Below are 14,052 nucleotides of genomic sequence, written 5' to 3'. Positions count from 1 at the left end.
AAAGAATCGCTGATATATTTGAATTATCGCCGATATAATTTTATGTACTAATTTCAGCTTCTACAAGATTAAAACCGCATGTTACGTTATTCCATATAATCAAACAAAATACGGAGAAAAACAATCATTTTTACTATATTTTGTTATAAATTTGAATAATATTAATTAATACCATCCATTATAAGAGATTTTAGTTGAATACATACTATATGGTGTGTAAAATCTAAGCAAGTAGCAGTATAAATATAAATTCGAGGTGAATGCATGCTAGATTTTAAGCAGTTAGAAACTTGTTTAAAAGACAAGAGATTTGTAGATGGATTACAGGAAATAAATAATGAAATTGCATATATAAAAGAAACGAATACTTTATCCTCTGTGAAGAATTGGCTTGCCAATATTCCTTCGCATAAGGAGTTCGATATATTAATTCGCCTTACTGATGAAGGGCTTATGCACCAATACAGTTCATTCCTCATTCGTTACGCTTATAAAAAATTCCCAAATATGAGAACGCTCTCTTTATATTGTGATGAGTTAATTGATGAGCGGAAAATTCTTGAAGCGGAGCAGTTGTTAAAATCTTCTTTAGAAGAGTTAAGTAAAGAAGAAATAGATGCAGATTTTTTAGCGAAAACATATTTTACGTTAGTACGATGTCTTTTAGAAATGAAACGAAACGAAGAAGCGTTAATGTATATGCAAAAAGCAGAGGAGTACAGTGCGCGCGCAGTGTTTGATAAATGGGGCTACGTTTATATGCATACAGGTGAATGGGAGAAAGCGGAAGAACAATTTATTGCTGGCATGCAGCATGAAGATTGTGAAGAGTTATCTACCTATTTATTATCACAATTGTATGCGAATAAAGGAGAACAAAAACGCGCGATACAGTTAATCGATGATGCGATTGTAAAATTCCCACAAGTACCATATTTTCATTTTGAGAAGATAAAGTATTTATTAGATTTAGAGCAATATGAAGAGATGTTAGCGGTAATAGATAATATAAATACTCAGCTGCCATATCATGCCTATAATACTTACTTTGTACATTTACGTGCAGAAGCGCTGTACAAAATGAATAAATTTGCAGATTTACAAAAACTATTAAAAGAAGAAAAGGGTTTAAAAGAATCTTTATATCATAATTTAGAAAAAAATCCGGATGGAAAAAAGGTTCACTTGCCGATAGTTCCTATTGTACAAAAGGATAATTATTGTGTTCCGACAAGCTTAGAGATGATGTTGCGTATATGGGGAGAGAAACGTACACAAGATGAAATAGCAGAGTTTATTTTTGATATGACAGGTTCGAAGTTTTCAGATACTGTTTCTTATTTAGAAGAATTAGGTTATGAATATCGTTATTTTAAAGGGAATGAAGAGAATTATAAGAGACTGATTGACGAAGGAATTCCTGTTTTATTAAGTATAGATATTGAGCATGCTTCACACGTACAAGTTCTATCTGGATATGATGATACATTGCAAGCTTTCTATGTTCAAGATCCAAACTTTATAGAGCCAGTTCTTGTGGAATATAGTAAAGTACAAGAAAAATATCGTTATACAGGCTGTTTAGCAATCACGTTTGTTCCGAAAGAAAAGAAGGAGCAACTAGAGTTTCTAAGTGAAGAAGAAAATCGTTATTTTAAATCTATTTTTTCTCTTACGGATCATTTAGATGAACATGACAAAGAGGGAATTAGTAACCTAGTACAATTTTTAAAAGAAACGAGTGATAATCCAAATACGTGGTTATATACGATAAAGCACTTAGATGTTGAAGTAGATAAAGAATTTATTTTATATTGTATCGATAAGTTAATGGAAAAGTTTCCGAACTCGGACTTTGTTAAATTGCATGGTGCACAGTGTTTTATTCGTCTTCAGGAAGTAGAGAAAGCGGAGCAAATGCTGACAAGCGTTGAGAAGAAAAATAATCGTGCTTTATATCATTTAATAAACGGAAGATATGCGTTTGAACAGGAAAGTTATCTAGAAGCGATTTCAAGCTTTCGTTTATCGTTACAATTAGACGCAGATCAGCCTATTGCTTGGAGTTTTCTAGCTTTATCCTATATGTATATTGATCAATCTGAAAAAGCATTGCAATACTCTCAAGTTGCGTTAGAGCGTAGTCCTGAAAGGTTCACTTTAACAAATCACGGTTTAATATTAATAGATTTAGAAAGATATGAAGAAGCATATGAAATCTTTAATGACTTGTTAAAAGAGTACAAATATGAAGCGCATGTATGGTATGAACGAGCGAGATGTGCACATCAACTAGGGAAATTATATTTAGCAATAAAAGGGCTTAAAGTAGCGATTCATTTGGATAGTAATGCACCTTACATTTATACGAAACTTTCGGAAATATACGAATCTGATTTGAAGGATGAGGAAAGTGCGAAAGAAATTTTATTAAACGGTATTGAGAATTGTGATGATAAAGCACCTCTTTACGTAAAATTAGGTGATTATCATTTTCAAAATGATAGCTTGGAAGAAGCAGAAGTATTGTATAAGCGTGCTTTAGAAGAAAATGATGAGGATGTTTATTCTCACTTCGGACTTACACAAGTTTATATGGCAAGAGAACAATATAAGGAAGCAAAAGAATATATTCTTGGTCTTGAGAAGCAAATTGAAAAGAGCCAAGATTTCCTCATGAATGCAGGAATGGTTTTATGGGATGCTGAAATTGAACTTGTTGGAAATGAAGAAGGGTTTAAAGTAGCACTATCTAAGTTAGAAAATGGTATAAAGAAAAGTGATTATAATGTAGCAAGTGCGTTAGATGAATATGTGAATCGAATTAAAGGAACGGAATTTGTACAACGAGGTATAGCATTTTTAAGAACGTTACACAAAGAAAGAAATGAAGTAAGTGAGTACGGTTGTTATGCAGGTATTTTATATGAATCTATTGGACAGTACGGCCAAGCGATGAAAAGATATAATAAGGCGATAGAACAAATGGAAACGGCATTACCGTATTACCGAATTGGCGAAACACTTATGGCATTAGGGCAATTGACGGAAGCAAAGCAGGCGTATGAAACATGTTTAGAGCTTGATGGGAATTTCGTAGGTGTACATTTACAGCTTGCGGAAATATACGAAAAAGAAGAAAACCGTTCTAAAGAACAAAGTCATATGGTTCAGGCGATGAAAGAAGAGCCGTTGCATATTAATATGGAATATTTGGCACAGCTTTCAGTAGAAATGAACCTTCAGGAAGAATTGCTGATTGAACTAGAACAATTAGCGGACGAAGTACCTGAAATATGGCGTTTAGATGCGATTGCATATGTGTATGGAGCGATGAATGAAACAGATAAAGAACAAGCACAGATTGAATACGCGCTACAATTAGATGGTGAGCATATAGAAGTACTATATCATTATGCAAAAGTATTAGTGAAAAAAAGAAATGTAAAAGCAATTGAAGTTGCAATGAAAGTAATACAAAAAGATTTTGATAATGAACGTATATTTGATGTTTATGTAAAAGCAGTAGAGCAACATAAAAAATTGTCTAACATACGAGATTTTCTTCATACATTAAAGGTGAAAAAAGCAGAAAGAAGTGCAGCATTCATGTATGCTGCAGCTGCGGTTACGGAAATATGGATTGAACGCCAGCTGCATGAACAGCCGAAACGATCTATCATTACGAGAGCTTTTTATCGTATGAAAAATCGTGCGAAAGAAATTTCAATGGTTACTATGATAATTGATTTATATGAAATCTCTTTAAAGTTAAATCCGAAAAATAGTATGGCAGCACAGCGATTTGCGCTATTTTATGAGAATGTCGAGATGAATAAAGAAGCAATAGAGATTCTACACACGTCACTAGAAAATAAATGGGATTATGACGTAGCGAAGCAACTTGTAAATCTTTTCGTTGAGTGCGAGGAAGAAGATATGTTAAGAGATGCTTTGGAATTAACGAAACAAATGGTTCGAGAACTACCAGATGATTATGATACTCTTCTTCTGCAAGCACAAGTATTCTTTAAAGCAGGGGAAGAAAGAAAAGCAGAAAAGATTATCTTACAATTAACAGAGCAAACACCGTTTGTAAGTAGAGCATTTCTTGCTTTAGGAGAAATATATCAAAGTCAAGAAAGGTTTGAAGAGGCAATTCATGTATTAGAAAATGCTTCTGTACATCATCCAAATGAAACAGCAATTCTTCTTTCTTTAGCATCTTCATATCATGGTGTCGGCCAAACGATAAAGGCGGAAAAAATAACAAATGAAGTATTAATAATTGACGCGAGTGATTTGTTAGCAAGATATGATCGTGCTTGTTATTTAGCGCAGTTAAATAGAAATGAAGAGGCGAAGGAAGAGCTTGAATTTGTCCTTCGTGAGGATGAATCGGGATTCTTTGCTGAACTTATTGAGGATGATGAAAATTTAGCAGCATTGCGAGAATTTGAAAAGTAATTGTATAAGAATAGGGAAAAAAGATAAGGATATATTTTGAATTAGTTGACAATTAGTTGCTAAATGGCATAAAATAACTTTTAACAAAGTATACAAATCTGAAGACGAGAAAGAGTAAAATAGTGAGCTGCTCTCCAGAGAGCCGGTATATTGCTGAAAGCCGGTGTGCAGACGTTATTTGAAAATCATCTCCGAGGAGCCGAGGCTGAAAGTAAGTAAGCCCGGACGGATGTCTACCGTTACAAAGAACACGTATGATAGTACGTTGCTAAGTGCTATTAGTGAAAATGCTAATAGAATTAGGGTGGTATCGCGGGTAAACCCGTCCCTACTTTATAGGGACGGGTTTTTTGTGTGCTTTAAAATATTCAAAGGAGTGATTGTATATGGAAAAAGTAGATGTAAAAGAATCAGCTGTAGGAAGAGAAATGCGAATTCGCAAACAGTGGAACGAACAAAATATTTTCGAACAATCAATTCAGAATCGAGAAGGCGCACAGTCTTTCGTATTTTATGAAGGACCACCAACGGCGAACGGACTACCGCATGTAGGTCATGCACTTGGACGAACAATTAAAGATTTAGTAGCAAGATATAAAACGATGGCTGGTTATAAAGTGTTAAGAAAAGCGGGATGGGATACACATGGTTTACCTGTAGAATTAGGCGTTGAGAAGCAACTTGGTATTTCTGGTAAACATGAGATCGAAGAATATGGTATTGAACCATTTATTCAAAAGTGTAAAGAGAGTGTTTTCACATATGAGAAGCAGTGGCGTGAATTCACTGAAAGTATTGGTTATTGGGTAGATATGGATGATCCATATGTAACTTTAAAGAATCCATATATCGAAAGTGTATGGCATATTTTGGGGACAATCCATGAAAAAGGATTGTTATATAAAGGACATAGAGTTTCACCATACTGCCCAAGCTGCCAAACCTCATTGAGCTCACATGAGGTTGCACAAGGGTATAAAACAGTAAAAGATTTAAGTGCAACTGTGAAGTTTAAAGTGAAAGATAGTGAAAATGAGTATTTCTTAGGTTGGACCACAACACCTTGGACACTTCCAGCAAACGTTGCGCTTGCTGTCCATCCAAATATGGAATACGTTAAAGCAAAACAAGAAAGTCATGTATACATTGTTGCGAAAGAACGTGTACAAGAAGTATTAAAAGAGAACTATGAAGTATTATCTGTTCATAAAGGCGAAGAATTATTAAACACATCTTATACAGCGCCATTTCCGATGAAAGAAGTTACAAATGGTTACCGCGTTATTGCAGCAGATTTTGTAACGGGAGATAGTGGTACAGGACTTGTTCATATTGCTCCAGCATATGGAGAGGACGATTATAGAGTTGTTCAAAGTGAAGGCTTGTCATTCTTGCACGTTGTAGATGAAAAAGGTGAGTATACAGAGGCAGTACCATTTTTGAAAGGGAAATTTGTAAAAGATTGTGACGTGGATATCGTTCGTTATTTAGCGAAGGAAGGTTTACTGTATCATAAAGAAAAATATGAACATAGCTATCCGCATTGCTGGCGTTGTGATTCACCACTACTTTATTATGCAGGAGAAAGTTGGTTAATCCGAACAACTGCAATTAAAGATACATTTTTACAAAATAATGATTCTGTTACTTGGTATCCGGATCATATGAAACATGGGCGCTTTGGTAAGTTTTTAGAAAATATGGTGGACTGGAATATTAGCCGAAATAGATATTGGGGAACGCCATTAAACGTGTGGGAATGTGAAAGTTGTGATCATCAGTTCGCACCGAAAAGCATTGCCGAATTAAGAAAGCATAGTACGAAAGAAACACCAGAAGATTTGGAATTGCATAAGCCTTATGTAGATGAAGTGCAAGTGTGCTGCGGGAAATGCGGAGGCACAATGAATCGTACACCAGAAGTGATTGATGTTTGGTTTGATAGTGGTTCTATGCCATTTGCACAATATCATTACCCATTTGAAAATAAAGAGTTATTTGAAGAGCAGTTTCCAGCGGATGTTATTGCTGAAGGAATTGATCAAACACGCGGCTGGTTTTATAGTTTATTAGCAGTATCAGCACTATATACAGGAAAAGTACCGTATAAACGAGTGTTATCACTAGGGCATGTTTTAGATGAAGAAGGGCAGAAAATGTCTAAAAGCAAAGGAAATGCACTAGATCCAGTTGATTTAGTAGATAAATTTGGTGCAGATGCGCTAAGATGGGCTTTACTTGTTGATAGTGCCCCGTGGAATGCGAAGCGTTTTTCTGAAAGAACAGTACTGGAAGCGAAATCTAAATTTGTAGATACATTAGTCAATGTGTATAGCTTCTACGTTTTATATGCAAATTTAGATGAATATAATCCGAAAGAAACGTATGATGTAAGGCTTACAAAATTAGACGAATGGGTATTATCAAGATTGCATAGTACAACGAAAAAAGTAAGAACTGCACTTGATGATTATCAATTTACGAATGCAGCTCGTGAAATTGCAGCACTTGTAGATGAAGTGAGTAACTGGTATGTAAGACGCTCACGTAATCGTTTCTGGGAATCTGGTATGAACGCTGAGAAAGCAGCTGCGTATGAGACACTTCATGAAGTGCTTGTAACAATTAGTAAATTAATTGCACCATTTACACCGTTTGTCGCGGAAGACATTCATCTAAATTTAGAAGGAGGCAGCGTTCATTTAGCTGATTATCCAGTTGTAAATGAATCACTACTTCAACCGAAATTAGAAGCGGAAATGGATGCTGTTTTACAAGTTGTTGAACTTGGAAGAAGTAACCGTAATCAGCATTCTTTAAAAGTAAAACAGCCGCTAGCAGAACTTGTATTACTTGAGCATAACGAGAATGATATGGATTGGGAATCTTATCGTGATATCGTTATGGATGAGTTAAATGTAAAAGCATTCCATGTTGAACTCGATGAAACAAAATACACATCATATCAATTGAAGCTTAATTTTAAAACAGCGGGGCCGAAATTCGGTAAAAATGTGAATGCAGTGAATGGTTGGCTAAAACAATTATCACAAGAAGAAGTACAAAACTTTGTATCAACAGGAAGAGCAGTTTACGAAGCAACACCAGGAGAAGAAGTAGTTGTAACTGCTGAAGATGTGTTAGTTGAGAAAGTTGCAAAATCAGGATTCTCTAATACGACTAACGGACAATATACGGTTATGTTAGATACGAATGTAACGGAAGAATTGTTGCAAGAAGGAGTAGCGCGTGAATTCATTCGTGCGGTTCAAGAATATCGTAAACAGTTGAATTTACCAGTTAATTTACGAGTGGATGTTATTCTTGATACAGAAGTAGAGCTACAGCGAACGTTAACGAACCATAAAGATTTATTGGAAGAAAACTTACTCGTTAAACAATTTACATTTGGTCACTTAACGAACGAAGATGATGAACTTTCTTTAGGTGAAACGAAAGTTCGAATTAAATTAAGCGCGGCTCATTAAAGGAGAAGGAAGTTGGAATGATTCCAACTTCCTTTTTGTATGATGGAAATTTATCCGGCTAATTTCCTCATAATCCATTCGATAGGACCTCTAGAAAATTTCTTTCTCCATAACACACTAATTAAAATGCTGAAAATGAAAAATGCAGTAGCAAATAATAAAACGAATAGTAGTGATTGATTTTCCATTCTATTTAATAGAATTAATGTCCCAATACCGATAAATACATGACTGACATAATGAGTTAATGTTAATTGTCCTGTTTGTACAATGGAAGTGACAAACCAATTATTTCTATATTTTTCAGCGATATAGAGGCAAATGATTAATATAGCAATAGAGGATCCTGTAGCAGATAAAATATATAATACATTTGGTAAGATGGGTCCTGTATTAAATAAAAATGTGGCGGCCTCTCTGCCGATGTATGGAATAAAAAAGTGTGTAAGTCCTTTTGATAAAAGTTCTGTCAATATTGTGATTGTAATACCGAGTAAGAGTAATCTTTTTTTTATTTTTTTATTATGAAGATCTAACCTGCCAATTAACATACCGATTAAGAAGAACGAGAACCAAGGGAAAATAGGGTGATAGCCATTAAAGAATAAGTTGCGAAGAAAACCCTTTATTGTCCAGAAGTCTACATAATTTATAAATGGAGTTGGACCTACCCAACCCTCGAAAGTATTGAAAGTAAGCTGAAGAGATTGTGCGAACAATAAAATAATGATAGAAAGAAAAAGTAATAGTTTTTTGCGTACTGTCATGAGTAATGCAGCAACGAAAAGGTAAACACCATAGTAGTGTAATATATCCCCAGTCCACTCCATTACATATAGTAGTAATCCTAAAATAAATAAGAAAAGTGATCGTTTCCATATGGTCTTTCGGCTATTAGAAATTTTTATTTGTTCATTGCTAGCAACGGCTGACCTAGTCATTAAAGTTATACCGATGCCAGCAAGTATAACAAACAAAGCAGAGGCTCTACCTTCAAATAGTGACATGAAGGTTATTAAAAAAGGGGGACCATTTCCTTCTGCACCTGTTATCACCATGAAATTAACAAGTAGCATACCAAACATCGCCCAAGCTCTAGCCAAATCTAAGCCGATAATGCGTTTTTTTATATTCACTTCAACCCCTTCTTTCAAAAATGTTATTTACAGCTTCAATCCAAATTTGTTTATAATCTATCTTTGCATCAATCATCATAAAATTTCCGATATTATCAAGCACTAATGCTAACATATGAGCTTTTGAAACTAGATTTTTATTTTCAATTAATTGAAGTTCATTTGCTTTTGTAAGGAGTACTTCAAATCCATGTAAATATTCTGTTTGCACAGTTAGTAATCGATCTTTGTACATCTTGTTTCTTGAAGATAGTAATACATATTCTTGTAGCACTCGGTTAAAATAAGGGTCGTTTCGCTGTTCATCAATTATTTTAAGGCCAATTGCAATACATTTTTCAATAAAATTTGATTTTGTAAACTCTTCTGTATGGAAATACGAAGAGAACTGCATAGCTTTACATAATTCAGTAAAAATACATTCAATTAAAGCATCTTTAGACTTAAAGTAGTAATATATAGATGGTTTTGCGATACCAACCTCCTCACCAATCATTGTATAAGTTGTTTTAACAATACCGTACGTAGCAAAAAGGCGATAACTTGCTTCCATTATTGAAGAGAGTGTTTCTTCACTTTTACTCATATAGATCCTCCTAAAAAAAGGTTATTTAAATCGTATCATTTACAAGTGATTTTTTCAACCTACCGTTAGGTAAAAAATAGCCTATTTTTTTAAACAGTAATATGAAAAGCTTTAGGGATAAGGAATGGATTTAGAAATTTCTTTCTAAAGTATTGTGTTCACTTTACACATAAATATTGAGAAAATTTCACTTACCCTAAATGGAAAGGTAATAGAAGTGTTCATAGAGAATTACTCGTAGATTCAATTTTTATCCATCCGTTTTGCGGGGAATGATTGCCTAGTGGTAATGGGATAAGGTTGAGCTACTTTATTAGGGGGAGTGGTTCTATGTTTAATAAAAAAATGGTGGCAATGGCAATGACCGTGCCGTTAGTAATGGGGACGATTTCTACGGTTTCGGCATTGGAAAAACAACAGCAAGTAAAGTTAGAAGCTTATTCGCCACAGAAAAAAGCAACTGAATATTTAAAAGAAAATGCTGCGCAGTATGGATTGAAAACAGATCTTTCAGACTTGCAATATATTTCTACAACAGAAACATCAGTAGCTTCATATGTTAGGTTCCAACAAGTTGTTAATGGTGCACCTGTATTTTCAAAACAAATAACAGTTACGCTTAACGGAGAAGGAAAGGGAGTACTCGCTGTTTCTGATTATCAGCCTGTTACAGGTTTGAAGGAAGTAACGACAAAAATTAGTGAAAAAGATGCAATACAAAAATCAATGGCGTATGTTGGAGAAGCAAGTGAGCAAAATTTATGGGCTCCTACAGATAAAGAGTTCGGATATATTATTGAAGAAGGAATTGCTCGTCCAGTATATAAAGTTGTAGTCCATTCTAATAATCCATTTGGTGCATGGGAAACATTTATTGATGCAGAAAATGGAAAGTTAATTAAAAAGGTTGATATAAACCGAAAAGCTGAAGGGTCAGGAAAAGTATTTTTACCTAACCCAGTCGTATCTAGCGGTAGTAAAGTAGGCTTAAAAGATAATAACGATGCAGATTCAACAGCTCTAACGAACCAACTGAAAACTGTTACGTTAAAAGGTTTAGATGGAACAGGATTTTTAATTGGAGAATATGTAACGATTTCTTCAAAAGCGAAAACAAAATCTACGAATTTACAATTTAACTATACACGCGCAAATGATAGCTTTGAAGATGTTATGTCGTACTATCATATCGACACATTGCAACGTTACATTCAAAGTCTAGGTTTTAAAAATATTAATAACCGTTCGATAAAAGTGAATGTTAATGGTACAACTGATGATAACTCATTCTATTCTCCATCAACAAAAGCTTTGACTTTCGGTACTGGCGGTGTTGATGATGCAGAAGATGCTGGTATTATCGCACATGAATATGGGCATTCGATTCAAGATAACCAAGTTCCTGGCTTTGGTAGTTCAGCAGAAGGTGGAGCGATGGGAGAAGGATTTGGCGACTTCTTAGGTGCTACATATGAAGATGCAGTATCGACTACTGGATATGGTAAAGCATGTGTTGGAGAATGGGATGCGACAGCTTATTCTAGTTCAGATCCAACATGCTTACGCCGATTAGATACGAATAAAGTATATCCGAAAGATATAACGAATGAAGTGCATGATGATGGTGAAATTTGGGCTCAAGGCCAATACGAAATGGCACAAGCTTTTGGCCGTGATGTAGCAACAAAAATCATTTTACAATCACACTGGTCATTAACACCAAACTCTAAATTCAGTGATGGAGCGAAAGCGATTAAGCAAGCGGATGCTCTTTTATATGGCGGACAACATGCTGCTGATATCGATCGCATTTGGGCAGCGAGAGGCATTAGTACGAATTAATATAAAAAGTCGTGGCATTATAAGCCACGACTTTTTAATTTGCTTACGAACTGGTACTAGTAAATAAAGCTATATCAATGATAGTGTGAATATATCCGTATCCCATTTATTTTTTAGCTTCTTTAAAAACAAAATGCTCTTTAAATTTTCTAGATTCAACTTTTTGACCATTTCGCATCGATTGGAATGGGTGTTCTTGCCATGTAATAATAACATCAACTTCATCTGCTTTTGTAGCAACGGGTAAATTAGCGTGTTCAAATCCAGTTTTTCCACTTGCCAAACGACTTTCCTTTAGGGAAAAGAGTTCATATTTCGTTTTCTTATTTGGTTCGTTGCGGAATACTTCGACGTTTACATTATATACTTCACTATTCCCGACATTCTTTACTGAAAAATGATATGTTTGAAATTCATCTTTTTTAGCTTGAAGCATATTCTTGTTTGTTTTTTTCGGTTTATCAATATTCACTTGCCATTGATCAGAGTTTTGAGAGATTGGTAAAGATTTTGGTGAATAGGCATACGTTTCGTTTACTACAATTAAGCAAAACAAAAGGAGAAAGAAACTAATTGCTTTTTGCATATACACACCTCGCTTTAAAATTCTTATTAATATGCGTAAATGAATTAGTTTTTATGTAAAAATTGGAAAATATTAAAGGTGTAATTTTGGATTTAATACATAAGAATATGTATTACAAAATTAACTTTTCACAATTTAGAAGAAGTTAGGAGTTATAAAACCAGAATGTTTCAAAAAAAGCTTGCGTTTTATAAGGTGAGGAGTTAGAATACTCTGTAAATATAAAAAGTGATGATCAGGAAAAGTACATGGTGCAAAGGTCTACAGAGAGCAGCCGATTGCTGGGAAGGTTGCGATACCGCATGATGGAAAGACACCTGTGAGTGTTGCTTTGAACGTGATTATTAGTAAAAGCAAACGGTACCTACCGTTATCAGGGCTAAGATGGTCAATATGACAATTTGGGTGGTACCGCGGAAAAAATCCGTCCCTATTTATAGGGGCGGATTTTTGTATTCTTTGAAAGGGGGTGAGTGACCGTGGATGATGACGATGACAACAATAACGTAAATAAATATAAAATTACTGGAGGGAAAAATAATGGATTCAATAATGAAGCGTTCACTCACAAAAGAATGTAAAAAGCAAAGTGGAAAGGTTGTATTACTTCAAGGATGGGTAAAAAAGATTCGACATCTTGGAAATGTTAGTTTTTTATTATTACGGGACAGAACAGGAGTAATTCAATGTGTATTAGAAAATGAATTGGCTGGATATAAAGTTGATGTAGAAAGTGTCGTCCACGTAATTGGTGAAATAGTCGAGACATCGAAAACAGAATTGGGTGTTGAAGTACTTGCTCATGAAGTGAAAGTAATAAACGGTGCAGAGCCACTTCCATTTGAAATAAATAAAAAGAAGTTACAAGTTGGCTTAGATCAACTACTTAATGAGCGAGTAATATCATTAAGGCATGAGCGAACCGCAGCGATTTTTAAAGTGAAATCTACACTCGTTCAGAGCTTTAGTGAATTTCTTATAGAGAACGATTTCACACGGATCTTTACGCCGAAAATTGTTTCGCAAGGGGCAGAAGGAGGAGCAAATGTTTTTAAGCTTCCATACTTCCAAAAAGAAGCTTATTTAGCACAATCACCACAGTTCTATAAGCAAATGATGGTGGCAGGTGGGTTAGAACGAGTTTTTGAAATTGCACCTGTATATAGAGCGGAACATCATAATTCTTCCCGTCATTTGAATGAATATATATCGTTAGACTTAGAGCTTGGTTTTATTCATGATTTTTATGAAGTGATGCAACTAGAAACGGATGTTTTACGATATATGTTTCAAAAAGTAGCGAAAAAATGTGAAATAGAACTACAACTATTACAAATAGAAGTACCTGTTATTACTGAAATACCTAAAATTACATTGTTAGAAGCACAAGAAATTTTGAAAAGTAAGTATCGTAAAGAATCTCCTGTAGGGGATTTAGATACAGAAGGTGAAAAGTTACTAGGGAAATATGTGAAGGAAATATATAATAGTGAATTTGTTTTTATTACGCATTATCCGAAAAAAGCGAGACCGATGTATACGATGCCGAATAAAGAGAATCCAGCTATTACTGATTCATTCGACTTATTATATAAAGGATTAGAAATAACGTCAGGGGCACAGCGAATTCATAATTATGAAATGTTACTCGCTTCGTTTAAAGAAAAAGGATTACACCCAGATAAATTTCAATCTTATTTAAATACATTCCGATACGGTTGTCCACCACATGGAGGTTTCGGAATTGGGTTAGAAAGGGTTGTATATAAACTTTTAGAATTAACAAATGTACGAGAGGCGAGTGCTTTTCCGAGAGATTGTACTCGTCTCATACCGTAAAAAGAATCTTCGCGATTATCGCGAAGATTCTTTTTTTATAGTTCGTTTGAAAAGGTGAAAATATAGATTCTTTCTTTTTCCAATAAGCTTAGTAAAAGTCAGTTGAAA

At 34.6% G+C, this 14,052-nt stretch carries 7 protein-coding genes and 2 other annotated features; of the genes, 4 read left to right on the top strand and 3 right to left on the bottom strand.

Annotated elements, in window-relative coordinates; genetic code table 11:
• Nucleotides 1-264: 264 nt before the first annotated feature.
• Complete coding sequence (locus tag M1D66_RS16330; RefSeq protein ID WP_242554615.1) at nucleotides 265-4,467, top strand: tetratricopeptide repeat protein; 4,203 nt, start codon at nucleotides 265-267, stop codon at nucleotides 4,465-4,467.
• 92 nt (nucleotides 4,468-4,559) lie between these two features.
• Nucleotides 4,560-4,800 (top strand) — a binding site (T-box leader).
• A gap of 53 nt (nucleotides 4,801-4,853) precedes the next feature.
• Nucleotides 4,854-7,955: an isoleucine--tRNA ligase gene (gene ileS, locus M1D66_RS16325; RefSeq protein WP_044306552.1), complete on the top strand. Its 3,102-nt coding sequence runs from the start codon at nucleotides 4,854-4,856 to the stop codon at nucleotides 7,953-7,955.
• A gap of 50 nt (nucleotides 7,956-8,005) precedes the next feature.
• Here the strand turns inward: ileS and M1D66_RS16320 are convergent, their stop codons facing one another.
• Both M1D66_RS16320 and M1D66_RS16315 read right to left on the bottom strand, forming a co-directional pair.
• The gene (locus M1D66_RS16320; RefSeq protein WP_001022159.1) at nucleotides 8,006-9,091 is read right to left on the bottom strand and encodes a DUF418 domain-containing protein; all 1,086 of its coding nucleotides are present in this window, start codon (nucleotides 9,089-9,091) and stop codon (nucleotides 8,006-8,008) included.
• Nucleotide 9,092: 1 nt separating this feature from the next.
• Entirely contained in the window at nucleotides 9,093-9,677 is a 585-nt protein-coding gene (locus tag M1D66_RS16315; RefSeq protein ID WP_000045224.1) for a TetR/AcrR family transcriptional regulator, read from the bottom strand.
• A 330-nt stretch (nucleotides 9,678-10,007) separates the two neighbouring features.
• Between M1D66_RS16315 and M1D66_RS16310 the strand changes: the two genes are divergently transcribed.
• Nucleotides 10,008-11,519 carry a M36 family metallopeptidase gene (locus M1D66_RS16310; protein ID WP_242554614.1) on the top strand — a complete coding sequence of 504 codons (1,512 nt, stop codon included), beginning with the start codon at nucleotides 10,008-10,010 and terminating at the stop codon, nucleotides 11,517-11,519.
• Nucleotides 11,520-11,625: 106 nt separating this feature from the next.
• Here M1D66_RS16310 and M1D66_RS16305 read toward each other — a convergent pair whose 3' ends face one another.
• A complete protein-coding gene (locus M1D66_RS16305) occupies nucleotides 11,626-12,105 on the bottom strand; it encodes a hypothetical protein (protein ID WP_001167910.1) in 480 nt (159 codons plus the stop codon).
• Nucleotides 12,106-12,327: 222 nt separating this feature from the next.
• Nucleotides 12,328-12,540 (top strand) — a binding site (T-box leader).
• A 105-nt stretch (nucleotides 12,541-12,645) separates the two neighbouring features.
• Between M1D66_RS16305 and aspS the strand changes: the two genes are divergently transcribed.
• The gene (gene aspS / locus M1D66_RS16300) at nucleotides 12,646-13,944 is read left to right on the top strand and encodes an aspartate--tRNA(Asn) ligase (RefSeq protein WP_000377331.1); all 1,299 of its coding nucleotides are present in this window, start codon (nucleotides 12,646-12,648) and stop codon (nucleotides 13,942-13,944) included.
• Nucleotides 13,945-14,052: the final 108 nt, after the last annotated feature.

It is taken from the genome of Bacillus sp. PK6-16 (genome assembly GCF_056530295.1).
This window is presented reverse-complemented; position numbering and strand designations above follow the sequence as displayed.